This is a genomic window from Burkholderia sp. lig30, from assembly GCF_000687455.2.
GTDB lineage: Bacteria > Pseudomonadota > Gammaproteobacteria > Burkholderiales > Burkholderiaceae > Burkholderia.
The window spans coordinates 15911-40004 of sequence record NZ_JGVW01000061.1; the positions used below are offsets into that span (position 1 = coordinate 15911).

The window sequence follows — 24094 nt, forward strand, 5'->3', positions numbered from 1 at the left end:
GTTCAGAAGAGATCGAGGATGCGCCAGCCGCGGTCGCTGGCATAGGCGCGCAGCGTATCGTCGGGATTGGTCGCAATCGGGTCGGAGACTTTATCGAGCAGCGGGATGTCGTTGTGCGAGTCGCTGTAGAAATAACTGCGGGGGAAATCCTCCCAGTGCTTGCCGAGCGATGCGAGCCACGCTTCGGTGCGCACGATCTTGCCTTCGCGGTAGCTCGGGGTGCCGGTTGGCCGGCCGGTATACGGCGAATCCGGGTGGCCGTCGGTCGTCTCGACCTGGCACGCGATCAGCGTATCGACGCCGAACGCGGTCGCGATCGGCCGCGTGATGAATTCGTTGGTCGCGGTGACGATGCAGCACACGTCGCCCGCGTCGAGATGCTGGCGTACCAGCTCGAGCGCGGCGGGCAGCATCGCTGGCCGGATCACCTCGTGCATGAACTGCGCGTGCCACTCGGCGAGCTGCGCGCGCGAATATTTCGCGAGCGGCGTGAGCATCGCCGTCAGGTACGCGTGGATGTCGAGCTTGCCCGCCTTGTAGTCGGCGAAGAACTGATCGTTCTGACGCGAGAAGCTGTCTGCGTCGACGATGCCGAGCTTCACCATGAAGCGGCCCCATTCGTGGTCGCTATCGGTCGGGATCAGCGTGTGATCGAGGTCAAAGAGTGCCAGATTAGTCATGGAGCGCATTTTACTCGAAGCGGTTCGAACCGGCGGCCGCCGGCCATCCGCTGGCCGCGAGGCGCGCGAGCAGCGCGCGCACGAGCGGCAGCGTGACGCCGCGCTTCTGCTCGAGCGAGAAGCGGTCGAGCGCGTCGAGCAGCGCCATCAGGCTCGGCATGTCGCGGCGGAAATGGGTGAGCAGGTAGGCGGGCACGTCGTCGGCCAGCGCGACGCCGCGCTCCTTCGCCGCCTGCCGCAGCACCGCGGCCTTGGCGTCGTCGGGCACCGGCGCGAGATGGAACACGAGGCCCCAGCCGAGGCGCGTGCGCAGATCCTCGCGCACGTCGAGCGCGCGCGGCGCGGCGGGGCCGGCGACGACCAGCGCGCTCGACGGATGCGCGCGCACCTCGTTGAACAGGTTGAACAGCGCGACCTGCTGGGTCGGGTTCAGGCGGTCGCAATCGTCGACCGCATAGATCGACAGGCGCGGGTCGAACGTGAACGCGCCAAGCCCGCTTTGCGGGCCCACGTAGCGCGCGCAGCCGGGCGGCGCTTCATGCACGAGCGCCTGCAGCAGATGGCTGCGGCCGCTGCCCGCTTCGCCCCACACGTAGAACGTGCGGTCGGCGACCGGACCTTCGGCGAGCGCGCCGTCCAGCGCGCGCAGGCGCGCGACGAGCTCCGTGTTCGCGCCGACGAAGAAGTTGTCGAACGTCGAGGGCGGCGGGGTGCCGAGATCGAGCGTCAGTTGACGGGAGGCAGTCACAATGCAGATCGGTTGGGGTGAGGCGTCCCGGGTACGATTCCCGCGCTGGGGGAGCGCGCCGCGACGGCCGTGCGCGCGGCGGCGCGCCGTGCCGGGCGCGGCTCGCGTTGCGAAGAAAACGACGACGTGTTGGACAAGATGCGATCCCTGACGATTCGATGCGGGGAATTCCGGCCACGCGGCCGGCTTCGGGTAAAATCGCATTTTACCGACCTTCTCGCATTCCCCCATGAATCCTCCGAAAACCGCTCCTGACGCCCAGGGTCTCTCCTACCGTGACGCGGGCGTCGACATCGACGCGGGCGACGCCCTCGTGGACAAGATCAAGCCCTTTGCGAAGAAAACCCTGCGCGACGGCGTGCTCGGCGGCATCGGCGGGTTCGGCGCGCTGTTCGAGGTGCCGAAGAAGTACCGCGAGCCGGTGCTCGTGTCGGGCACGGACGGCGTCGGCACCAAGCTGAAGCTCGCCTTTCATCTGAACAAACACGACACGGTCGGCCAGGATCTCGTCGCGATGAGCGTCAACGACATCCTCGTGCAGGGCGCCGAGCCGCTGTTCTTCCTCGACTATTTCGCGTGCGGCAAGCTCGACGTCGAGACGGCCGCGACCGTCGTCAAGGGCATCGCGACGGGCTGCGAGCTGGCGGGCTGCGCGCTGATCGGCGGCGAGACCGCCGAAATGCCGGGCATGTACCCGGACGGCGAGTACGATCTCGCGGGCTTCGCGGTCGGCGCGGTCGAGAAGAGCAAGATCATCGACGGCAGCACGATTGCCGAGGGCGACGTGGTGCTGGGCCTTGCGTCGAGCGGCATCCACTCGAACGGCTTCTCGCTCGTGCGCAAGATCATTGAGCGCGCGAATCCGGATCTGTCCGCCGATTTCCACGGCCGCTCGCTGGCTGACACGCTGATGGCGCCGACCCGCATCTACGTGAAGCCGCTGCTCGCGATGATGGAGAAGATCGCGGTGAAGGGCATGGCGCACATCACCGGCGGCGGCCTGGTCGAGAACATCCCGCGCGTGCTGCGCGAAGGCCTGACCGCCGAGCTGGACAAGAACGCATGGCCGCTGCCGCCGCTGTTCCAGTGGCTGCAGGAGCACGGCGGCGTCGCCGATGCGGAAATGCACCGCGTGTTCAACTGCGGGATCGGCATGGCCGTGATCGTCGCGGCGGCGGATGCCGACGAGGCGCTGCGCCAGCTGACCGACGCGGGCGAGCAGGTGTGGAAGATCGGCACCGTGCGCGCAAGCCGCGAAGGCGAAGCGCAGACCGTCGTGGTCTGAGCGGGCCTCCGGTCTCGCCGCGGCGCGTGACGCGCGCCGCATGCAAAAAAGCCTGGCAAGGGATTGCCGGGCTTTTTTTTTGCGCTGTGCCCCATCCTGAAACGGGTTGACACTTTTTCGACGAATCGAAGAGGTGCCAAGTGGAGCAAGGGATGCCCAGTCCCGAAGCCCGCGGACAGTTGCGGATCACCGAGGCGCCCGACGCACCGCATCAGGCTGACCATCGATTGGTATTGAAGGGCCGCGCGCGGGACTCAGCCAGCGGGCGCGTCGAGCACGCGCTCCAGAGCGGCCACCGCGCGCGGGGTCGAATCCGCCGCCACGCAGTCGACGACGATCCGCTCCGGCATTGCCCGCAGCCACGTCAGTTGCCGCTTGCACAGCTGGCGCGTCGCGAACACGCCCTTGTCGCGCATCGTCCGGTAGTCGGTCAGGCCGTCGAGATACTCCCACGCCTGCCGGTAGCCGACGCAGCGCATCGACGGCAGGCCGAGGTGCAGATCCTCGCGACGGCGCAGCCGCTCGACTTCGTCGATGAAGCCCGCTTCCAGCATCGCGTCGAAACGCTGCGCGATCCGTTCGTGCAGCACCGCGCGGTCGGACGGCTCGAGTGCGACCGGCACGAAGCGGTAGCGGGCCGCGGCGTCGTCGGCGCGAGGCGGCGCCGCGAGCAGCGCCGACATCGGCTGGCCGCTCAGCATGAAGATTTCGAGCGCGCGCTGGATGCGTTGCGCGTCGTTCGGTGCGAGCCGCGCGGCCGTCGCCGGATCGACCTGCGCGAGCCGCGCGTGGAGTGCCGGCCAGCCCTCGCGTGCGGCGTCGGCGTCGAGTTCGGCGCGCACCGCCGGGTCGGCGGCCGGGAGGTCGTTCAGGCCCTGCGTCAGCGCCTTGTAGTACAGCATCGTGCCGCCCGCGAGGAGCGGCGTGCGGCCGCGCGCGGCGATCTCGCCGATCAGGCGCAACGCGTCCGCCCGGAATTCGGCGGCCGAATACGAATCGGCCGGGTCGATGATGTCGATCAGGTGGTGTGGCACGCGCGCGCGCTCGTCGCGGGTCGGCTTCGCGGTGCCGATGTCCATGTCGCGGTACACGAGCGCCGAATCGACGCTGACGATCTCGATCGGCCGGCGTTCGGCCAGCGACAGCGCGGCGGCGGTCTTGCCCGACGCGGTGGGGCCGAGCAGGCACGGGATCGGGGTGGGGCGCAGATTGTCGGACACGCTCATTGCCCGCGCATGAACAGGCGGTCGAGATCGCCGAGGGTCAACTGGTACCACGTCGGCCGGCCGTGATTGCACTGGTCCGCGCGCTCGGTCGCTTCCATCTGGCGCAGCAGCGCGTTCATCTCGTCGAGCGTCAGGCGCCGGTTCGCGCGCACTGCGTGATGGCAGGCAAGCGTGCCGAGCAGCTCGTGCTGGCGCTCGGTCAGTACCCGCGAGCCGCTGAACGCGTGCAGGTCGGCGAGCACCGCGCGTGCGAGCGCCTGCAGGTCGGCATCCTTCAGCAGCGCGGGCACCGCGCGGATCGCGAGCGAGGTCGGCGACAGCACCGCGAGATCGAAGCCGAGCGATTCGAGCGTCTCGCGCTCCTCCTCGACGGTGCCGATCTCGACCGGCGTCGCGGTCATCGACACCGGTAGCAGGAGCGCCTGCACCGCGATCGTGTGGTCGGCGAGCGCGCGCTTGAACTGCTCGTACAGGATGCGTTCGTGCGCGGCGTGCATGTCGACGATCACGAGGCCCTGCGCGTTCTGCGCGAGCACGTAGATGCCGTGGATCTGGCCAAGCGCGAAGCCGAGCGGCTGCTCGTCGTGCGCGCCGTGCACGTCGAGCGCGCCCGGCCGGGCGGCGAAAGCCGGCGGCGGCGCATCGCTCGCGAAGGCCGGCGCGTCCGCGGCGTCGCGCGCTTCGTGCGAGCCAGGCGAGACCGACGTCGTGCCGGCCGGCGCGCCCGCGCCGCTGTCCTTGCGGCCGAACAGCGCGTCATAGAGCGCGAGCGGCTGCGCGACGGGCAGCGTGCCTTGCGTCATCCGTGCCTGGCGCAGCCAGGTGCTGCCCGGCGCCGGGGCCGGCATGGACGCCGCGCCGCTCGCGGCCTGGCCGAGCGGCGTGCCTTGGAACGACGCCGGGCCCGGCACGGGCGCGATGGCCGCCGCGTGCCCGCCGGCCGTGGTGCCGGGCGACGCGCCCGCGTGGCGGGCCAGCGCGCGCTGCACCGCATGGAACACGAACTGGTGGATCGAGCGCGAGTCGCGGAAGCGCACCTCGATCTTCGACGGATGGACGTTCACGTCGACCGCCTCGGGCGGCAGGTCGAGGAACAGCACGTACGACGGGTAGCGGTCGCCGTGCAGCACGTCCTCGTACGCGGCGCGCACCGCGTGCGTGAGCAGCTTGTCGCGCACGAAGCGCCCGTTGACGAAGAAATACTGCTGGTCGGCGCGGCCCCGGCTGGCGGTCGGCAGGCCGGCGCAGCCGTAGACGGCGAGCGGCCCGGCGCGCTCGTCGAGCGGCAGGTGCGCGGTCGAGAACGCGTCGCCGAGGATCTTCGTGACGCGCTGCACCGGCTCGGTCGCGTTCCAGTGCTCGACAGCACGGCCGTTGTGCAGCACCGAGATCGCGACGTCCGGCCGCGCGAGCGCCGCGCGGCGGACCATCTCCAGGCAATGGCCGAACTCGGTCTGCTCGCTCTTCAGGAACTTGCGGCGCGCCGGCGTATTGAAATACAGCTCGCGCACCTCGATCGTCGTGCCGGTCGCGCCGGCGGCGGGGGCGAGCACGCCCGTCTGCGCGTCGATGCGCGTTGCGTGCGCCGCGTCGGCCGTGCGGCTCGTGATGAACATCTCGGCGACCGACGCGATCGACGCGAGCGCCTCGCCGCGGAACCCGAGCGTCGCGACCGCTTCCAGTTCCTCGAGCGAGCGGATCTTGCTCGTCGCGTGGCGCATCAGCGCGAGCGGCAGCTCGCCGGGCGGGATGCCGCAGCCGTCGTCGGTGATCGCGATGCGCTTGACACCGCCTTCGTCCAGCACGACGCGCAGCGTGCGCGCGCCGGCGTCGAGCGCGTTTTCCAGCAGCTCCTTGACGACCGACGCCGGGCGTTCGACGACTTCGCCGGCGGCGATCTGGCTGATCAACTGGTCGGGCAGCGGCTGGATGGCGCGCAGCGGGCGCGGGGCGGGAGCGGACGCGGCGCCCTCGGCCGTTTCAGTGAATTCGGACATGGCGGAATTATAGCGAGGCGGGCGGATCGCCCGCGCGCGTCGCGCGACGCGATCCGGCCTCCATTTCACGGAGCCTTAAGGGACTTTCGGTATCATGACGCCGTGCACCGCCCGGCCCGGCGGCGCTTCCGGCCTCTCTCGCGAACAAGGAAATCATTTGGACACGCTGCTGCATTTCGTCAATCTCGTCCTTCACATCGACGCATTCCTGGGCACCTTCATTCGCCAGTACGGCGCGTGGGTCTATCTGGTGCTGTTCCTGATCGTGTTCTGCGAAACCGGGCTCGTCGTGTTTCCGTTCCTGCCGGGCGATTCGCTGCTGTTCATCGGCGGCGCGTTCGCGGCGAGCGGGGAAATGGCGCTGCCCGCACTGATCGCGCTGCTGCTCGTCGCGGCGGTCGGCGGCAACACGGTGAACTACCTGATCGGGCGCGCGATCGGTCCGAAGGTCTTCAATACGCACATCCCGGTCCTCGAACGTTTCCTCGATCGCGCCGCGCTGCAGAAGACCCATAACTTCTACGACAGGCACGGCGGCAAGACGATCGTGCTCGCGCGCTTCATCCCGGTCGTGCGGACCTTCGCGCCGTTCGTCGCGGGCGCGTCGTCGATGCGCGCGGCACGCTTCCAGTTCTTCAACGTGGTCGGCGCGCTGATCTGGGTGCTGCTGCTCGTGCTGGCCGGTTACTTCTTCGGCAACATTCCGTTCATCCGCAAGTATCTGAACGTGATCGTGCTGGTGGGGATCGGCGCGGCCGTGGTGCCGGTCGCGCTCGGCGCGCTGTGGAAGCTCGCGCGCGGCAAGCGCCACTCGGGCGACGCGCAGAAGACGGGCGGGCGCTGATCGGCGCGGCGCGCCGCCGAAGCGAACAAGCGTGGCCGGGTGCCACGCTTTTTTTGCGCCTGCCGCCGGCGTGGCGGGCGTTCAGGCGCTGCGGTGCGCGACCGGCGTCTCGGGCGTCGGGTATTGCGCGGCGCGGAACGTGTCGAGGATCACGCGGTTCGCGTCGCAGTACACCTGCCAGTAGTTCGCCGGCTGCGTGAACGGGCGCACGAACAGCAGCGGCCCTTCCGGCGTGAACGACAGCACGCCGACGTCCGGCGCCGGATTCGTCATCACGTTCGGGATCGCCTGCACCGCGTCCCGCAGGCGCTCGATCGCGTCGGCCGCGTCGACGCCGTTCGCGATCTTCGCGGTCAGGTCGATCCGGCGGTACGGGGTCGCGCTGTAGTTCGAGATGTTGTCGGAGAAGATCTTGTTGTTGCCGACGAGCGTGACGACGTTGTCCGGCGTGACGATCGTCGTGCCGAACAGGCCGAGCTCCTGCACCGTGCCGGTCACGCCGCCCGCGTTGATGAAGTCGCCGACCTTGAACGGCCGCAGCACCTGCATGAACACGCCGGCCGCGAAATGCGCGAGCAGTCCGCCCCAGGCGGTGCCGACCGCCAGGCCGAGGCCGGCGAGCAGGGCCGCGAACGACGTGGTCTGCACGCCGAACAGTTGCAGGATCGCGAGGATCAGCAGGATCGTCAGCAGCACGCTGACGACCGAGGTCAGGTAGTTGGCGAGCGTCGAGTCGACCTTGCCGGTGCGCTGCACGATCTTGCCGAGGAGCCGTGTGGCCACGCGGATCGCCCAGCGGCCGAGGACCCACAGCGCGATCGCGGCGAGCAGGTTCAGGCCGAAGTCGAGGCCGCGGGTCATCAGGAATTGCTGGGCGGTGGCGAGGTTCAGCATGGGTTCTCCGGGGCGACGTGAAGAAGGCCGGTGGCCGCGATTGATCCGACTTTTATAACCGACCTGCGGTGCTGAGGCAACCGGCTGTGCGGCGGTTCCGGACGCGCCGCACGCGGCGGCGGGCTACTTCGCGTGCCGCAGCGGCGAGAACGCGTACTGCGCGACGTCCGCGCCGCGCACGACGATCGCGGTGCTTTCGGGGATCTCCTCCCACTCGCCGGGCAGGTCGACGAGCGGCTCCGACACCACCATGAACGCGTCGTCGCCGACTTCGGCGATGCGCGGATCGTGCGGATACAGTTCGTGCAGGTGACGGAACGACGTGCTGTGGTAGAGCGAGCGCGATCGCCGTTCGCTCGAATAGCGCACCGCGACGATCTGCTCGCCGTCCGTGACGCACACGGTCATGTTGAGCGGCGCGTCGACGCCGTGCCGCGCGGCAAGATCCTCGACGAGGCCGGCCATGCGCTCGAGTGCGGGCAGCGGCGCATGCTCGAGACCGAACGTCAGCGCGACGCGGAACATCAGCTCCGAATCCGTGGAACCCTCGAGTGTTGCGAACAGCGCCGGATCGATCGCCATCGTCAGGTCGCGGCGCAGCTTGTGGTAGTCGCGGATCAGGCCGTTGTGCGCGAACAGCCAGCGCCCGTGGCGAAACGGGTGGCAGTTGGTTTCCTGCACCGGCGTCTCGGTCGATGCGCGGATGTGCGCGACGAACAGCGGCGAGCGGATCGCACTCGCGGCCTCGCGCAGATTGGGGTCGTTCCACGCCGGGTGCACCGAGCGGTAGCGAAACGGGATTTCGTCGGGGCGGCCGTACCAGCCGATGCCGAAGCCGTCGCCGTTGGTCGTGGTGGCGCCCATGCGCGAATGCAGACTCTGGTCGATCAGCGAATGCTTCGCGCGGAACAGGACGGTCTCGAGCTGGATGGGGTTGCCGGTATAGGCGAGCCAGCGGCACATGAGGCGCTCCTTCGCGATGAATCGTACGGGCATGGTAGCCGACCTGGCGCGCCGCGGGCGCCATACGCGTGCGCCGGGCGCCGGGCGTCGGACCCCGGGCGCGGGACGACTGCACTCCGGCCCGTCAGACGGGCCGGAGGCCGGGGCGCGATCGCGGGCGTGCCGCGGGTCAGTCGCCCAATGCGTCCATCACGCGCGCGGAATACACGAGCGCCGCGCCCGCATTCAGCGCGATCGCCACGCCGAGCGCCTCCGCCACTTCGTCCTTCGTCGCGCCATGCCGGACGGCTTCGGCCGTGTGCACCGCGATGCAGCCATCGCAGCGCGTCGTCACGGCCACGGCGAGCGCGATCAGCTCGCGCGTCTTGGCGTCGAGGTGGCCGGTCTTCTTGCCGGCGGCGGACAGCGTCTGATAGCCGGCCAGCGTGTCCGGCGAGCGCTTGCCCAGCTCGCCCACGCGCGTCATCAGTTCCTTCCGGTATTCGTCCCAGTTCAGCATGGCAGATCCTTTCTGAAGGTTGGGAGATCGGGCCAATGCCGCGATCTCGGGGAGATGCACGGCTATTCTGCGCGTTCTTGCCGAGGGTTTCGATGCGCGAGGATGCCGGTGTTCGGCGCGAGCGTCTGCTGGATGCGCCGGGTCGACGGCTGTTGCGCGGCCGCTGGCGGCGCGCGCGGCAGGCGGCCCGGGCCTGCGCGCCGGTGGCGCAGCCGCGCGCAGCGGCGGTGCGCGGTGCACCGGCTTGGTGTGCGCGGCCCGCGCAAACCGGCGTGTTGGTGCCGGAATGCCCCGCATTTTCCACTTTGTGAAACCGGCCCGATGTTTGCTCACACTTCTGATGAATGCCTGATTCATCTTTCAAAGTAGGAGACTTACCGCATGTCCAATCCGCAAGCCATCGTCGACTTGACCCATGAAGTAAAGAAACTGGCCACCGGCAAGATCGGCGACATCAACGACATCAATCGCGAGACGACCTTTCTCGCGTTGAACGCGCTGATCGAGGCGGCCCGCGCGGGCGACGCCGGCAAGGGCTTCGCGGTCGTCGCCAATCAGGTGAAGCACGTGTCGAAGCGCATCGCCGACATCACGCACGTGCTCAACAAGGAGCTCGCCGGTTCGCTCGCGCGCCTCACCGAGCTCGGCGACAGCATGATCGACCGGATGCGCGCGCACGAAGGGCAGCGCTGCTGCGACCTCGCGCTGAACATGATCGACATCATCGACCGCAACCTGTACGAGCGCTCGTGCGACGTGCGCTGGTGGGCGACCGATTCCGCAGTGGTCGACTGCGTCGCGAGCGAGTCCCCGGAGGCGAGCGCGCACGCGTCCGGCCGGCTGTCGGTGATTCTCGACAGCTACACCGTGTACAAGGATCTGTGGGTCGTGAACGCCGACGGTGTCGTCGTCGCGAGCGGACGCGAGGCGACCTATCCGGTGCAGGGCCGGCAGGTCGGCGACGCGAGCTGGTTCAAGGCCGCGATGAAGACCGCTTCCGGCGCGGAGTACGTGGCGTCGGACATCGAGATGCTGCCGTGGCTCAAGCACGAGCACGTCGCGACCTATTCGACGGCGATCCGCGAGGGCGGCCGCGCGAACGGCCGCGTGCTCGGTGCGCTGGTGATCTTTTTCGACTGGGCGCCGCAGGCCGAAACGGTCGTCAGGGGCGTGCGCCTGAGCGAAGCGGAGTGGGCGCGCACGCGCTGCATGATCGTCGATTCGTCGTTCCGCGTGATCGCGAGTTCGGACGGCAAGGGCGTGCTGCAGGAGCAGTTTCGCCTGCACACCGACGGCAAGTCCGCGGGGTTCTATCGCGCGAGCGACGGCACGACGGTGTCGTTCGCGGCGACGCCGGGCTATGAAACCTACCAGGGGCTCGGCTGGTACGGCGTGATCTGCCAGCGGCCGGCGAAGGGCTGACCGCCGCGGCCGGCGCGTGTCGCGGCGCGCGCTGCCGCGCCCGGCGCGAGATAGCGCCGTCAGTCGACGGCGAGTGCGACGCCGCCGGCGCGATGTGCGCGGCGGGCGGGCGTGCCCCGGCCGGGAATGCCCGCCGCCCGACCCGATCGGCGCTTGTCAGGATTTGTTCATTCTGACGTTGAACGACCACGCGGAATTGACCGTGTACGTGACGAGCAGCACGATCGCGCTCGACGCCACCTGGGCCAACAGGTAGTTGAGCTGCACTGCGTCGACCATGAACGTCATCGCCAGCCAGTTGGCCGCGACGCCCATGATCGCGACCGTGAAGAACTTGGGCGCGACGCTCGCATGGCGGCCGTCGCTGTTGAACGTGAACCGGTAATTCAGCACGTAATTGACGAGCGCCCCGGCAATGGCGCCGGCCGTCGACGCGCTCACCGTGCCGACGCCCCCCAGCCGGACGAGGCACAGCAGCACCGCGTATTGAACCGCGGTGCCGGATGCGCCGACTGCGGCGTACAGCGCGAATCTACGCAGCTTCATGTGGGCCGCGCTTGTGCTCGTAGACGCTTCGGACGATATAGACCGGCCGGCGCTTGGACTCCAGATAGATCCGGCCGATGTATTCGCCGACCACGCCGATGCCGACGAGCTGCATGCCGCCGAGAAACAGGATCGCCGTCAGGATCGACGCATAGCCGGGAACGTCCCGGCCGTGGATGATCGTCTTGGCGACCAGGAACGAGCCATACAGGAACGCGAAAAACGCGGTAGCGCCGCCGATGTAGGTCCACACGCGCAGCGGCCACGTGCTGAAGCTCGTGATGCCCTCGATCGCGAAATTCCACAGTTTCCATCCGGAGAACTTGGTTTTGCCGGCCGCGCGCGGCTGCCGGGTGTATTCGACGACCGCCGTGCGTCCGCCGACCCACGAGAACAGCCCTTTCATGAAACGGCGATTCTCGGGCAGCTGCTTGAGCGCATCGACGGTGGCGCGGGACATCAGCCGGAAGTCGCCTGCGTTGTCGGGAATCCGGACGTCCGCGATCGCGTTGTGAAAGCGGTAGAACAGCGACGCGGTGCTGCGCTTCGCATAACTGTCGGAGGTTCTTTCGGCGCGCTTCGCGATCACGACGTCGAAACCCTCGCGCCATTTCTCGACGAGCTTCGCGATCGTTTCCGGCGGGTCCTGCAGATCCGCGTCGAACGGAACGACGGCGTCGCCCGTCGCGTAATCGAGGCCCGCGGTCAGCGCGGCTTCCTTGCCGAAGTTTCTCGACAGGTCGACGACCCTGACCCGCGCGTCGTCGGTCGAGTGCTTCAGCAACTTGTCGAGCGTGAGGTCCTGGCTGCCGTCGTTGACGCACACGATCTCGAAGTCGCAACCGGGGATGGTTGCGAGGGTCGAGCGGATCTCGGTGAAGAATCGGTCGATCACTTCCTCTTCGTTGTAAAACGGCACGACGAGCGATATGACGTCGACTCTTTTCGGGGCGTCAGGCTTCATTTCAGTTTTCTGGCCTAAGGCGGGATGCGGAAGGTTCCGCGATCCGTGAATTGGCGAACGGCGTATCGTAGCATCGCGCGGCCGGCGCGAACGTGCGCGCCCTGCTGCTGCGCGGCGAGGAACGGGACCCGGATGGCCCGCGCATCTCGATGCCTGTCGGATCGCATCGGATTTCGGCGGCCGGACGCAAAAAAGCCTCCGCTTGGGAGGCTTTAATGGCAACTATCAAAAGATAGATGGTAGGGTGGGAGGGACTCGAACCCTCGACTCTCTGATTAAAAGTCAGATACTCTAACCAACTGAGTTACCACCCCACGTCCTCAAAAACTGCTCGAGAACCGGGAAACGACGGCTTCAAACTGTAGCCTGTGTGTATCCCAGTGAACTTTTTTAAAAGTCCGCTGCTCTACAACTGAGCTGACGACCCGAAGAGGCAAAATTATATAAGCGGGTTACGAACCTGTCAACAAGCCGCCGCAAATATTTACTTGATCGTTTCCAGCTTGCCCTGCGCCGCCTGCGCCGCGCTCGATCCGGCGAACTGCGAAACGACCTGTTCGAAGGTTCTCTTCGCCGCCGCCTTCTGGCCTTGCTCGAGCTGGTTCGTGCCGATCGCGACCATCGCGTCGCCCGCGCGCGGATGCTGCGGGTAGCTCTTCGCCAGGCCCTGCCAGGTCGCCGTGGAGCCCTTGTAATCGCGCAGCGCGTACTGCGCGTTGCCGAGCCAGTATTGCGCGCTCGGCTGGTAAGGACTCTGCGGGTACTTCCCGATGAAGCTGCGGAACGACGCGGCAGCCGCCTTGAAGTTGCCGTCACGGAATTGCTGCTGCGCTGTATTGAACGCATCCGTCTCGCCCGGCTGCACGGTGCCTTCCACGCCGTCGACCGTCTTCTGCTGCGGCTCGAACTTCTTGAGCCGCGTGTCGAGATCGGAGTAGTACTCCTTCTGCTGGCGTTCGAGCGTCGTGAGCCGGTTCGTCAGATCCTCGTTCTCGCCGCGCAGCGTCGCGACCTGCTGGTTCAGCTGATCGAGGCGGGCGGATTGATCGAGAATCGTGCGCTGCGCCGCCGCGAGCTGGCCCGACAGGTTGTCGGACTTGCTGCGCAGGTCGAGCACGGCGCGACGGGCTTCGTTGTCGTCGAACATGCCCGCGTGCGCGGGCACGGCCGACAGCGCCACGCCCGCCATGCAGAGGGCTGCGGCCACGCGCAGCCAGGAAACACGGTGCGTCATACAGCGGCTCTTCCGTTACGTTGCTTTACTGTTGGTACACGAGGTCGCCGCGGCGGTTCTGCGCCCACGATGCCTCGTCGTGACCCGTCGCCACCGGCTTTTCCTTGCCGAGGCTCACGCTTTCCATCTGCGAATCGCCGACGCCGAGCAGCGACATCGCGCGGCGGACCGCTTCCGCACGCTTCTGGCCGAGTGCCAGGTTGTATTCGCTCGTGCCGCGTTCGTCGGTGTTGCCCTGGATCAGCACGTGGCGTTGCGGATGGCTCTTCAGGTACTGCGCGTGTTGCTGCAGCAGCGGCTGGTAGTCATCCTTCACCGAGTAGCTGTCGAAATCGAAGTACACGCTGCGCTTCGCGAGCGGGCTGTTCGGGTCGTTCAGCGGGTCGACATTCACTTGCGCAACGTTGTCGGCGCTCGGCTGCGTGCTGATCGCGCCCGCGTTGGCCTTCTCGTCGAGTTTCACGCCCGACTTACATGCGGCCAGCGCGCCGACCATCATCACGGCCAGGGCCAGGCGGACTTTCTTCGACATCATGGTAACTCTCCTTGTGGTCATTGCATGAACGGTCCCCACGACGGCTCACGGACGGAGCCGCCCTGGACGGACAGAATCTGCGGCGGCGCGCTGCCGTCCGACGGAACGGCAGCCAGGACGTTGCGTCCGTTCGCCTGCGTAGCGTACAGAACGTACTGGCCGTTTGCAGCGAAGCTCGGCGATTCGTCGCGGTTCGTGTTCGTGATCGCGTTCGCCGCGCCGGTCTGCAGGTCCTGGACGTACAGCTTGAATCCCCCGCCGGTGCGGGAGATGTACGCGAGCAGCTTGCCGTCCGGGCTTACGCGCGGGCTCGTGTTGTAGCTGCCGGTGAACGTCACGCGCTGCGCCGTGCCGGCGCTCTCGCCTTGCGCGGGCATCCGGTAGATCTGCGGCGCGCCGCCGCGGTCGCTCGTGAAGTAGATCCAGCGTCCGTCGGGTGAGTAGAACGGCTCGGTGTCGATCGTGCTGCTTTGCGTCAGCCGGTGCAGGCCGCCGCCGTTCGCGTTGACCGAGAAAATCTGCGTGTTGCCCGTCAGCGACAGCGCGACCGCGAGCGTCTGGCTGTCGGGCGACCATGCCGGCGCGCTGTTGTTGCCCTTCTGGTCGGAGACGATGTAGCGGCGGCCCGTCGGCAGATCGTGGATATAGACGATCGGCTTCTTGCGCTCGAACGACACGTACGCGACCTTCGTGCCGCTCGGCGACCACGCCGGCGAGATGATCGGCTCGGTGCTCGACAGCGCGATGCGCGCGTTCTGGCCGTCCGAGTCGGAAACCTGCAGCTGGTAGCGGTTGCCGGTCTTGATCACGTACGACAGGCGCGTCGCGAACACGCCGCGCGTGCCGAGCAGCTTCTGGTAGATGTAGTCGGCGATCTTGTGGCCGGCGGTGCGCAGCGTGCCGTCGTTCGCGGTCAGCGTCAGGCCGCCGAGGCTCTGCTGCTTGACGGTGTCGTACAGGATGAAGTTGACCTTGTACTGGCCGTTGCCCTCGCGGTTCACGCTGCCGGCGACGAAGGCGTTCGCGCCCTTGGCCTTCCACGCGCCGAGGTCGACCGACGCGGTTTCGGGCACCGGCGTGCTGCCGGCGTCGATATTGGTGAATTTGCCGCTGCGGGCGAGGTCGGCGCGGACGATCGACGTGACCTGCTGCGGCAGGCTCGCCTCGTTCGCGAAATTGGCGGTGGCGATCGGGAACTGGGTCGACCCGACGCCGGTGATCAGCACATCCACCTGCGCGTGCGCGGCGCCGCCCGCCGCAATCAGACACGAGGCCACGAGTGCCCTGAAACCTAGCTTCGTCATCAAACTCATGCTTCTCGCTTCCCGTATGACTGTGTAACGTTGCGCAACCGCAGAGACACGACAATACCCGATTCGTTCCCGTCGCGCCGTGACGCCGAGGAGTGTAAGCGCATTTGCGCCTATTCCTCGGCCTTAAAGGTAATCGTAATGTCGGAAGGGGTGCGACCGTTAGAATCGGGCGGCAGCGGAACCGATGCCTCGACCGCATTGACCACCGCCTGATCCCAGCCCGGATTTCCGCTCGGGCGGGCGACCGTCACCTTCATCACGTCACCCGATGGCGTGCAGCGGATCGCGAGCTTGGTCACGAGGCCCGCGCGCTCGCCGCCCCAGACAATGTTCGGCTTGACCCGGCGGCGCACCTTGTCGGCGTAGCCCGGCGATGCGGCGTTGCCGCCGGAGCCCGTGCCGGTGCCGCTCTTCGCGAGGCCTTCGCCGCCGCCTTCACCGCCACCGGCCATGCCCTGCAACTGCGCGAGACGCGTGCGCCGTTCCTGGTCGAGCTTCGCCTGCGACGCGGCGTCGGCCCGGGCCTTCGCCGCCGCCTCGGCCTTCGCCGCCTTGGCGGCCGCGTCGGCCTTTGCCCTGGCCTCGGCCTTCGTCCTGGCCGCAGCTTCGGCCTTGGCGCGGGCGGCCTGCTGCGCGTCGAGCTGCGCCTGTTTCTGCTGCTCGAGCTTCTGCTGTTCGAGCTTCTGCTGTTCGAGTTTCTGCTGTTCGGCGAGCTGCTTCTGGCGGAGCTTGTCCGCCTGCTTCTGCTTTTCGCGCTCGGCGGCCCGTTCGGCGGCCTTTTGCGCCGCCGCCTGCGCGGCAAGCTGCGCGCGCCGGGCTTCCGCTTCCCGCTCGGCCTTCAGCTGCTGCGCGCGGCGCTCGGCTTCGAGTTGTGCCTCGCGTGCGGCGGCTTTCTGCTGGCGCTTCTTCTGTTGCAGCGCGATATCCGCTTCCTCGTTCCGGACCGGGGGAGGGGGCGGCGCGACCTTGATCGGCGGCGGCGTCACGACGGGCTGAGGCGGCGCGGCGACCTCGGGCGCAGCCGTCCACAGCTCGGCCTCGGCGCCGGCCGGCGTGCTGTTTTGCCAGTGCACGCCGTGATAGAGAAACAGCGCGAGCAGCACGTGCATCAGCGCTGCGAGCGCGAACGCGCGCCACGTCCCGCGCTCGCGCGGCGGCTGCAGCGGGGCGGTGCGCGTGGCGGCGTGCCGTTTCGGTTTCATTGCGATTTGACGAGGAGACCGACGCGCTTGACGCCGCGCGCCTTCAGATCGGACATCACGGTCATGACCGCATCGTACTGCACCGTCTTGTCGGCTGCGATCACGACCGGCTGGTCAGGGTGATCGGCCTGCCGGGACGCGATGAAGCCGTCGAGCTCGGCCTTGGTCATCGTGTCTTCCTGGGTCGCGCCCGCGTCGCTCTTGTATTTGACGCTCATCGTGCCGTCGGCCTTGATGTTGATGACGACGGGCGGCGCCTGCTCTTGCGGCGCGGCGTTGCCGACCGTCGGAAGATTGATGATCGACGGGGCGACGAGCGGCGCCGTGACCATGAAGATCACGAGCAGCACGAGCATCACGTCGATGTAGGGCACGACGTTGATGTCGGCCATCGCGCGGCGCGAGCGGCCGCCGCGCATGCTGGATCGAATGGGAGTGCCGGCCATTGCGCGCTCCTCCTTACTGGGCTTGACGCTGCAGGATGTTCGAGAATTCCTCGATGAAGGTCTCGAAGCGGATGGCGAGGCGATCGATGTCGTGCGCGTAGCGGTTGTACGCGACCACGGCCGGAATCGCCGCGAACAGGCCGATCGCCGTTGCGACGAGCGCCTCGGCGATGCCCGGCGCGACGTTCGCGAGCGTCGCCTGCTGGACGTTCGCGAGACCGCGGAACGAATTCATGATCCCCCATACGGTGCCGAACAGGCCGATGTACGGGCTGACCGAGCCGACCGATGCGAGGAACGCGAGGTTCGCTTCGAGCACGTCCATCTCGCGCTGGAACGACGCGCGCATCGCGCGGCGGGCTCCGTCGAGCACGAGGCCCGGATCGCTGATGCGCTTCTCCTTCGCCTTCAGGAACTCGCGCATCCCCGATTCGAAGATCCGCTCGAGCGCGCCGATCGTATGGCGGTTGTTCGCCGCGCTCTGATACAGCGCCTGCAGGTCGCCGCCCGACCAGAAATCCCGCTCGAAGCGCTCGGTCTGCGCGCGTGCGCGGCGGATCGCGAACCACTTGCGGAAGATGAACGTCCAGGACATCAGCGACAGCGCGAGAAGCAGCCCCATCACTGCCTGGGCGAGCACGCTCGCGTGGAGGACGAGGGTAATGATCGACAGGTCTTGAGATGTGTTCATAGAGGTTTGAGTAACGTCCCTTCGGAGGGCTCCCGGCTACGGGGCGCCCGGCACGCGTGTCGCGCGGCGCGCCGGCAGGCCGCGATGCCGCCGCCGCGCCTGGCGCCGAACCTTGCTTAGTATCGATTCAGGAAAGCGAGTTCATCGGCTTCGTCTAAACGGGGCTCAAGCGAGTGTCGTTGACACGGCCTGCCCGGCGGTGTCGATGACCGGCCCGTGGTGCAGCGCTTCGAGCACGTCCGGCGGGATCGCCGCCGGACGGATCGCGGTGCGCTCGACGCAGCCGATGCGGACGTTGCCGGCCACGAGCAGCGTGCCGCCGCGCCACGCCTCTTGCGTGAATTCCACCGATGCGCGGCCGATCCGGTCGATCCGGCACGCGATCGTCAGCATGTCGTCGAGCTTCGCGGGCGCGCGATAGTCGAGTGCCGCGCTCCGGACGATGAAGATCGCGCCGGTCTCGTCGGCCAGCCGTTGCTGGTCGATGCCGCACGCGCGCAGCCACTCGGTGCGCGCGCGCTCGAAGAACTTCAGGTAGTTCGCGTAGAACACGATGCCGCCGGCATCGGTGTCCTCGTAATAGACGCGAACCGGCCAGGCGAAGCCGGGCGCCGCTTCGGCGGGGCGGGTAGGCAGTGTCATGGCGCGCATTCTACCGGAAGCGGGTGGCCCGATTCGTAACGGAATGTTGTGGCCGGCGCGCCCGCCTCGCCGGGGCGTCAGCCGCGGTGGACGGCGAGGCCGGCGGGCGCCTGGGCGACCGGCATCATCTCGATCGTGTTGATGTTGACGTGCGCCGGGCGGGTGGCGACCCAGTAGATCGTGTCGGCGATGTCCTCGGCCGTCAGCGGCTGGACGTTCGCGTAGACGTTGGCCGCTTTCTGGTCGTCGCCGCGGAAGCGGACGTTCGAGAACTCGGTGCCGCCGCACAGGCCCGGCTCGATGTCGGTGACGCGCAGCGGCGTGCCGATCAGGTCGGTGCGCAGGTTCAGGCTGAATTGCCGGACGAACGCCTTGGTCGCGCCGTAGACGTTGCCGCCCGGATACGGGTAGGTGCCCGCGACCGAGCCCAGGTTGAACACGTGGCCGCGGCCGCGCGCGATCATGCCGGGCAGCAGCGCGTGCGTGACCGTCACGAGGCCCGAGCAGTTCGTGTCGATCATCGTCTGCCATTCGTCGAGGCTCGCCTTCTGGGCCGGCTCGACACCCAGCGCGAGCCCGGCGTTGTTGACGAGCACGTCGATCGCGGCGAACTCGGGCGGCAGCGCGGCTTCGACGGCCTCGACAGCCGCGCGGTCGCGCACGTCGAGCGCGATCGGCAACAGCGCGTCGCCCAGCTCGGCCGCGAGCGCGTCGAGGCGCTCCTTGCGGCGTGCGGCCGCGATCACGCGATGGCCGCCGTTGACGAAGGCGCGGGCGATGGCGGCGCCGAAGCCGGCGGACGCCCCTGTGACGAACACGATCATTGCAACTCCTGGTCGGTGGTGAAGCGAATGGAGAGCCTGTTAGGGCCAGTTCACGCTGATTGATAACGGGCCCTAGCCTACTGAGATTGCCGCGCAGCGGCAAGGCGCACGGGGCCGCTTCCGCGTGCGCGCAGGGGCTCGGACCCCAATCGATTCGGGCGTCGCGCGCGCGGTTGCCTATTCAACACGCATCCAATAAACTTATGCGCTCATCACCCCTGCGTGACTGGCGATAGAACCCTCGGGTTCAAGGTGGAGCATCCCACCGTGAAGCGCAGGGCACCGTTTTTGCCGTTCGCCTGGGCAGCCGTCGCACGCCGCGTCTACATCGCCGGTGGCTGTCCTGCCTCGCGTCATACGGATTCTTCCGCCACGTCGAGCTGGTTCCGCCAGCAGCGCACTGTACTCGGCCGTCCCGGTCAACCTGTACACACTTAACGGAAACCGTATGTTTGACAGAGCCCAAAGCACCATTGCGAATGTCGATCCCGAAGTCTGGGCAGCCATCCAGCAGGAGAACGGCCGACAGGAAGATCACATCGAGCTGATCGCCTCCGAAAACTACACGAGCCCGGCCGTGATGGCCGCACAGGGCTCGCAGCTCACCAACAAGTACGCGGAAGGTTATCCGGGCAAGCGCTATTACGGCGGCTGCGAGTACGTCGACATCGTCGAGCAGCTCGCGATCGACCGCGTGAAGCAGCTGTTCGGCGCGGAAGCCGCGAACGTCCAGCCGAACTCGGGTTCGCAGGCGAACCAGGGCGTCTTCTTCGCGATGCTGAAGCCGGGCGACACGATCATGGGCATGAGCCTCGCGCACGGCGGCCACCTGACGCACGGCTCGCCCGTCAACATGTCGGGCAAGTGGTTCAACGTCGTCAGCTACGGCCTGAACGAGCAGGAAGACATCGACTACGAAGCCGCCGAGAAGCTCGCGCAGGAACACAAGCCGAAGCTGATCGTCGCGGGCGCGTCGGCGTTCGCGCTGAAGATCGATTTCGAGCGCATGGCGAAGATCGCGAAGTCGGTCGGCGCTTACTTGATGGTCGACATGGCGCACTACGCCGGCCTGATCGCCGCGGGCGTCTACCCGAACCCGGTGCCGCACGCCGATTTCGTCACCACGACCACGCACAAGAGCCTGCGCGGCCCGCGCGGCGGCGTGATCCTGATGAAGGCCGAGTACGAGAAGCAGATCAACTCGGCGATCTTCCCGGGCATCCAGGGCGGCCCGCTGATGCACGTGATCGCCGGCAAGGCCGTCGCGTTCAAGGAAGCGCTGGCACCGGAATTCAAGGAATACCAGCAGAAGGTGGTCGAGAACGCGCGCGTGCTGGCCGAGACGCTCGTCAAGCGCGGCCTGCGCATCGTGTCGGGCCGTACCGAAAGCCACGTGATGCTCGTCGACCTGCGTGCGAAGAACATCACCGGCAAGGCGGCCGAAGCCGCGCTCGGCGCTGCGCACATCACGGTCAACAAGAACGCGATCCCGAACGATCCGGAAAAGCCGTTCGTGACGAGCGGCGTCCGTCTCGGCTCGCCGGCGATGACGACGCGCGGCTTCGGCACGGCCGAAGCCGAGCTGGTCGGCAACCTGATCGCCGACGTGCTCGAGCAGCCGGAAGACGCGGCGACGCTCGAGCGCGTGCGCGCGCAGGTCGCCGAGCTGACCAAGCGCTTCCCGGTCTATCGCTGATCGGCCATGCGCTGCCCGTTCTGCCGGCATGACGACACGCAGGTGATCGATTCCCGCGTGTCGGAAGACGGCGCCGCGATTCGCCGGCGCCGCCGCTGCTCGGCCTGCGACAAGCGTTTCACGACGTATGAGCGGGTCGAGCTGGCGTTGCCGGCCGTCGTGAAGAAGGACGGCAGCCGAACGGAGTTCGACCGTCGCAAGATCGTCGCCAGCATGCAACTCGCGCTGCGCAAGCGGCCGGTTGCGGCTGACGCGATCGACGCGGCGGTCGCCCGCATCGAATATCAATTGCTCGCAACCGGCGAGCGCGAAGTGCGTAGCGAGAAGCTCGGCGAACTCGTGATGAACGAGCTGCGCGGCCTCGATACGATTGCCTATGTCCGTTTCGCGTCGGTGTATCGCCGGTTCGAGGACGTCTCCGAATTTGCCGACGTGATCGAAGAGTTCCGTCGCGCGTCGCCTGCCAAGCCGCCGCGCAAGCGCTGAAGCGCTGCGCCGGTTCATCGCATTCCCCTTTTGTCTGATCCGTGTCGTGCCGATTGTGCGCGGCGCGGCCGCGTCACTTCAGCTGGCCGTTCGGCAGATGGCGCGGTGTCGTGCGCGCCGTTAGAGTCGGTCCATCGCATTGGCGGAGGAAGGCGATGGCCGGGATCGGATGTGTCGAATGCGCGGGGCGGGTGGCGCGCGGGTTCACGCTTGTCGAGCTGATGGTCGTGATCGCGCTGCTGGCCGGACTCGCGCTGTTCACGGCGCCGGCGTTCGACCAGTGGCGCATGCGCGAACGTGTCGACGCGCGCTCGCGCACGTTGCTCGGCGCGATGGCGTTCGCGCGTGCGGAAGCCATGCGCCTCGGCACGCGGGTCACGCTGTGCCGGGCCGCGCGGGACGGCACATGCCTGCGGCCCGACGCGGGCTGTGGCGCGGCCGGCTGGTCGTGCGACTGGGCGGTGCATGCGGATGTCGGCGGGCGCGCGCGCGTGTTGCGGCATTTTCCGCACGATCCGGAAGTCGTGGTCGCCGGCGCGTTGCATGAGCTCGCGTTCACGCCGCCGGCGGGGCAGGTCATCGGCGGCTTCCGGCGTTTCGAAGTGCGTTCCCGGCGCAGCGTGTCCATCGTGGAGCAGGCGCGCGCGTCGCGCTGCGTACGGATCGCGGCGGGCGGTCGGGCGCGCGTCGTCGCGGGGCGGTGCGAGGGCGTGGCGTGAGGCCCGCTCGCCTTGCGAACGGCACGTCGCTGATCGAGGTGATGGTGGCTGTCGCGCTTCTCGCAGCGCTGATGCTCGCGGTGACGGGCAGCCAGCTCGCGATGCTGCGCGCGCAGCGCACGACGATCTGGCGCGAGCGTGCGTTGTGGCTGGCCGATGCGCGCATCGAAGGCGCGCGCGCCGCGGCCAGTGCCGATCCATGGCTGGTGGCATTGGCTGCGGCGTCGCTGCCCGATGGCACGGTGACGGTCGTCGCCGGGCAGGGCGACGCGCGGGTCGCCGTCGTCGTATGGCGCGACGGCGATGCCGGCGCTGCCGCGCCGTGCGATGCGTGGCGCGCGTCGTCGCGCTTGCCGTCGTGCGCGCGCGTGCCGTTTGCGGAGGCGCGCCGCGATGCGCGCTGACCGGTCCGCCCGCGCGCATACGCTGCTCGAGGTGCTGATCGCGCTGTCCGTCGGCCTGCTGGTGCTTGCGGCGGCGGGCACGCTGTACCACACGCAGCGCGTGGCGCAGCGTCGCGCCGACGACGCCTTTCTCATGCGCGATGCTGCCAGCACGACACTGATGCTGGTTGGCCAGCACATTCAGATGGCGGGATTCCGCCCGCTCGACGCCACGTTCGGCTCGCCGTTCCGGCCGCTGTTCGGGTGCGCGTCGGGCAGGGTGCGTGGCCCGGACGCGCAGCCGTGGTGCGAATCCGCGCGCACCCAGTCCGATTCGCTGATGGTGCGCTATGTCGGCGATGCGGTGTCGACCTGGCCGACCGCCGGCGGAGACGCGTCGGATTGTCTGGGGCAGGGCGTCGGCGCGGCGGGTGCGCGCCCGTTCGTGTCGAATCGCTTCGACGCGCACGCCAGCCCGTCCACCGGCGAGCCCGAGCTGTATTGCGAGGGAAGCGGCCGTCCCGGCGTCGCGCAACCCGTCGTCGCTGGAATCGAGCAGTTGCGCTTCCGTTTTCTGCCGCGCGGCGCGACGCGGTTCGTCGACGCGGGCGCGATGCGTGCGGACGACTGGGCGCGGGTCGAGGCGGTGCATGTTTGCGTGCGCGCCCGGGGCGAGTTCAGACAGGCCGGCGCGCGCTATCGTGATTGCGACGGCAATGACGCGGCGGCGCGCGACGGCCGCGGGCGGCTGACGCTTCATCGCGTCATTGCGTTGAGAAATGCGAGTGACGGCAACGGCAACGAGGGCGAGGGCGGTGCGCGCGCCGGCGCGCATCAAGGGGAGGCGCTGCCATGATCCGACCTGAGCGCCGCGGGCGGCCTCCTGCCTCCGGCAAGCGAATTCGCCGCATGACGGGGATGGCGCTTCCCGCGGTCGTTACGGTTGCCGCCGCAATCGTGGCACTGACGGGCGCATGGTTCGAGGCCGCGTTGACCGAGGCGCGGAGGACGCGCGCGCTGTCCGATCGACTGATCGCGTTTCATGCCGCCGATGCCGCGCTTGCTGCCTGTGTGGCGCGCTTGAGGCGCGGGGAGGCGGCCTATCTGGATGCGGGCATATCGCACGCCGAGCCCGACGCGTGGCGGCGCGCGTCGGCGCTCGCGAGGCCCGAAGCGATCGAGCCGTTCGCCGCATGGCCGATGGCCGCGCGTCCGCCACGTTGCCTGATCGAAGCGTGGGGCATCGGGCATCCCGCGCCCGGCCGCGCGTATCTCGTGACCGCGCACGGCGTCGGCTCGCATGCGTCGAGCGCCGCATGGCTGCAGATGCAGATCCTGATCCGTGGCGGCCGGATCGTCGCGCAACGCTGGCGCCGCGTCGCGGCGTCGCCTTGATACGCCACGGAGGCATGCATGCGTCAGTCGGCCGGATTCACGTTGATCGAACTGGTGGTTGCGCTGGCAATCGTCGCGTTGCTGGCGGGCTTTGCGATCCCGTCGTATCGGCAGCACGTCGCGCAAGGGCATCGCGCGTCGGCAGTCGCCGCGCTGTACCGCGCGGCGCAGCATCTCGAGACGCTCGACGGCGCGCTGCCGTCGAGCCTGCCGGACGGGCTCGCCCGTGCGCCGGCGGAGGGGCGCGCCGTGTATCGGCTGCGGATGCGGCGCCCGGACGGCGACAGCTTCATCGCGTATGCGCTGGAAGCGCAGCCGCTCGCCCCGGGGCCGATGCGTGATGACCGGTGCGGGGTCTTCTCGTTGCGTTCCGACGGCACGAAGGGCAACGTGCTCGCGGGCGGCGTGGACGAGTGGGAGCCGGCGTGCTGGGGATTGCGTTGACGGGGAGCGGGTTCGC

Annotated in this window: 27 protein-coding genes, 1 tRNA gene and 1 riboswitch; of the genes, 10 read left to right on the forward strand and 18 right to left on the reverse strand. The window is 68.2% G+C overall.

The genetic code is table 11. The features are described 5' to 3' along the window. Positions 1–2: 2 nt before the first annotated feature. The gene (locus LIG30_RS07785; protein WP_038711137.1) at positions 3–680 is read right to left on the reverse strand and encodes an HAD family hydrolase; all 678 of its coding nucleotides are present in this window, start codon (positions 678–680) and stop codon (positions 3–5) included. A gap of 10 nt (positions 681–690) precedes the next feature. Continuing rightward, positions 691–1428, reverse strand: coding sequence for a DnaA regulatory inactivator Hda (gene hda / locus LIG30_RS07790; RefSeq protein WP_038711040.1), 738 nt, complete (start codon positions 1426–1428; stop codon positions 691–693). A 229-nt stretch (positions 1429–1657) separates the two neighbouring features. Between hda and purM the strand changes: the two genes are divergently transcribed. Then, positions 1658–2713, forward strand: a complete 1056-nt coding sequence (gene purM, locus LIG30_RS07795; protein WP_038711041.1) for a phosphoribosylformylglycinamidine cyclo-ligase — start codon at positions 1658–1660, stop codon at positions 2711–2713. A 254-nt stretch (positions 2714–2967) separates the two neighbouring features. Here the strand turns inward: purM and miaA are convergent, their stop codons facing one another. After that, the gene (miaA, locus tag LIG30_RS07800) at positions 2968–3939 is read right to left on the reverse strand and encodes a tRNA (adenosine(37)-N6)-dimethylallyltransferase MiaA (protein ID WP_038711043.1); all 972 of its coding nucleotides are present in this window, start codon (positions 3937–3939) and stop codon (positions 2968–2970) included. Then, entirely contained in the window at positions 3936–5936 is a 2001-nt protein-coding gene (gene mutL / locus LIG30_RS07805) for a DNA mismatch repair endonuclease MutL (protein WP_038711044.1), read from the reverse strand. Before mutL ends, miaA begins: the two co-directional genes overlap by 4 nt. Before the next feature lie 157 nt (positions 5937–6093). Between mutL and LIG30_RS07810 the strand changes: the two genes are divergently transcribed. After that, positions 6094–6780 carry a VTT domain-containing protein gene (locus LIG30_RS07810; RefSeq protein ID WP_038711046.1) on the forward strand — a complete coding sequence of 229 codons (687 nt, stop codon included), beginning with the start codon at positions 6094–6096 and terminating at the stop codon, positions 6778–6780. 81 nt (positions 6781–6861) lie between these two features. Here the strand turns inward: LIG30_RS07810 and LIG30_RS07815 are convergent, their stop codons facing one another. From LIG30_RS07815 to LIG30_RS07825, 3 genes are all read right to left on the reverse strand, one after another. Further along, positions 6862–7674 (reverse strand): mechanosensitive ion channel family protein, encoded by an 813-nt coding sequence (locus LIG30_RS07815; protein ID WP_038711048.1) that lies wholly within the window; start codon positions 7672–7674, stop codon positions 6862–6864. Between the two features lie 123 nt (positions 7675–7797). Then, entirely contained in the window at positions 7798–8637 is an 840-nt protein-coding gene (locus LIG30_RS07820) for a class II glutamine amidotransferase (protein ID WP_038711049.1), read from the reverse strand. A 169-nt stretch (positions 8638–8806) separates the two neighbouring features. Beyond that, positions 8807–9136, reverse strand: coding sequence for a carboxymuconolactone decarboxylase family protein (locus tag LIG30_RS07825; RefSeq protein WP_038711051.1), 330 nt, complete (start codon positions 9134–9136; stop codon positions 8807–8809). Positions 9137–9517: 381 nt separating this feature from the next. Here LIG30_RS07825 and LIG30_RS07830 point away from each other — a divergent pair, with 381 nt between their 5' ends. Beyond that, positions 9518–10558 carry a methyl-accepting chemotaxis protein gene (locus tag LIG30_RS07830; protein WP_038711053.1) on the forward strand — a complete coding sequence of 347 codons (1041 nt, stop codon included), beginning with the start codon at positions 9518–9520 and terminating at the stop codon, positions 10556–10558. A gap of 156 nt (positions 10559–10714) precedes the next feature. Here LIG30_RS07830 and LIG30_RS07835 read toward each other — a convergent pair whose 3' ends face one another. The 11 genes from LIG30_RS07835 to LIG30_RS07885 form a co-directional block, all read right to left on the reverse strand. Continuing rightward, positions 10715–11104, reverse strand: coding sequence for a GtrA family protein (locus tag LIG30_RS07835; protein WP_038711054.1), 390 nt, complete (start codon positions 11102–11104; stop codon positions 10715–10717). After that, positions 11091–12068, reverse strand: coding sequence for a glycosyltransferase family 2 protein (locus LIG30_RS07840; RefSeq protein ID WP_038711056.1), 978 nt, complete (start codon positions 12066–12068; stop codon positions 11091–11093). Before LIG30_RS07840 ends, LIG30_RS07835 begins: the two co-directional genes overlap by 14 nt. Before the next feature lie 237 nt (positions 12069–12305). Then, positions 12306–12382 (reverse strand) — tRNA-Lys (locus LIG30_RS07845). Positions 12383–12552: 170 nt separating this feature from the next. After that, positions 12553–13302: a tol-pal system protein YbgF gene (gene ybgF / locus LIG30_RS07850; protein ID WP_038711058.1), complete on the reverse strand. Its 750-nt coding sequence runs from the start codon at positions 13300–13302 to the stop codon at positions 12553–12555. A 25-nt stretch (positions 13303–13327) separates the two neighbouring features. Next, on the reverse strand, positions 13328–13837 hold the full coding sequence (gene pal / locus LIG30_RS07855; protein WP_038711059.1) for a peptidoglycan-associated lipoprotein Pal: 510 nt from the start codon (positions 13835–13837) through the stop codon (positions 13328–13330). A 17-nt stretch (positions 13838–13854) separates the two neighbouring features. Beyond that, a complete protein-coding gene (gene tolB / locus LIG30_RS07860; protein WP_038711060.1) occupies positions 13855–15150 on the reverse strand; it encodes a Tol-Pal system beta propeller repeat protein TolB in 1296 nt (431 codons plus the stop codon). A 110-nt stretch (positions 15151–15260) separates the two neighbouring features. Next, positions 15261–16352 (reverse strand): cell envelope integrity protein TolA, encoded by a 1092-nt coding sequence (gene tolA, locus LIG30_RS07865; RefSeq protein WP_038711062.1) that lies wholly within the window; start codon positions 16350–16352, stop codon positions 15261–15263. Beyond that, positions 16349–16798, reverse strand: a complete 450-nt coding sequence (tolR, locus tag LIG30_RS07870) for a protein TolR (protein WP_038711063.1) — start codon at positions 16796–16798, stop codon at positions 16349–16351. Before tolR ends, tolA begins: the two co-directional genes overlap by 4 nt. A 13-nt stretch (positions 16799–16811) precedes the next feature. Beyond that, complete coding sequence (tolQ, locus tag LIG30_RS07875) at positions 16812–17489, reverse strand: protein TolQ (RefSeq protein WP_038711065.1); 678 nt, start codon at positions 17487–17489, stop codon at positions 16812–16814. 165 nt (positions 17490–17654) lie between these two features. Continuing rightward, positions 17655–18140 (reverse strand): tol-pal system-associated acyl-CoA thioesterase, encoded by a 486-nt coding sequence (ybgC, locus tag LIG30_RS07880; RefSeq protein WP_038711066.1) that lies wholly within the window; start codon positions 18138–18140, stop codon positions 17655–17657. A gap of 68 nt (positions 18141–18208) precedes the next feature. Further along, the gene (locus tag LIG30_RS07885; RefSeq protein WP_038711068.1) at positions 18209–18955 is read right to left on the reverse strand and encodes an SDR family oxidoreductase; all 747 of its coding nucleotides are present in this window, start codon (positions 18953–18955) and stop codon (positions 18209–18211) included. 212 nt (positions 18956–19167) lie between these two features. Beyond that, positions 19168–19267, forward strand: a riboswitch (ZMP/ZTP riboswitch). Between the two features lie 136 nt (positions 19268–19403). On the opposite strand from LIG30_RS07885, the gene glyA reads away from it, so the two are divergent. From glyA to LIG30_RS07920, 7 genes are all read left to right on the forward strand, one after another. After that, positions 19404–20651 carry a serine hydroxymethyltransferase gene (gene glyA, locus LIG30_RS07890; RefSeq protein WP_038711069.1) on the forward strand — a complete coding sequence of 416 codons (1248 nt, stop codon included), beginning with the start codon at positions 19404–19406 and terminating at the stop codon, positions 20649–20651. A 6-nt stretch (positions 20652–20657) separates the two neighbouring features. Further along, the gene (gene nrdR, locus LIG30_RS07895; protein ID WP_038711071.1) at positions 20658–21137 is read left to right on the forward strand and encodes a transcriptional regulator NrdR; all 480 of its coding nucleotides are present in this window, start codon (positions 20658–20660) and stop codon (positions 21135–21137) included. Positions 21138–21292: 155 nt separating this feature from the next. After that, complete coding sequence (locus LIG30_RS07900; protein WP_038711072.1) at positions 21293–21856, forward strand: GspH/FimT family pseudopilin; 564 nt, start codon at positions 21293–21295, stop codon at positions 21854–21856. Positions 21857–21897: 41 nt separating this feature from the next. Beyond that, a complete protein-coding gene (locus LIG30_RS07905; RefSeq protein WP_051994915.1) occupies positions 21898–22260 on the forward strand; it encodes a hypothetical protein in 363 nt (120 codons plus the stop codon). Then, complete coding sequence (locus LIG30_RS07910; protein ID WP_038711074.1) at positions 22250–23095, forward strand: PilW family protein; 846 nt, start codon at positions 22250–22252, stop codon at positions 23093–23095. The genes LIG30_RS07905 and LIG30_RS07910 overlap by 11 nt, the downstream gene beginning before the upstream one ends. A gap of 62 nt (positions 23096–23157) precedes the next feature. Beyond that, positions 23158–23634, forward strand: coding sequence for a hypothetical protein (locus tag LIG30_RS07915; protein ID WP_038711075.1), 477 nt, complete (start codon positions 23158–23160; stop codon positions 23632–23634). A gap of 18 nt (positions 23635–23652) precedes the next feature. Then, positions 23653–24078: a type IV pilin protein gene (locus LIG30_RS07920; protein WP_038711076.1), complete on the forward strand. Its 426-nt coding sequence runs from the start codon at positions 23653–23655 to the stop codon at positions 24076–24078. Positions 24079–24094: the final 16 nt, after the last annotated feature.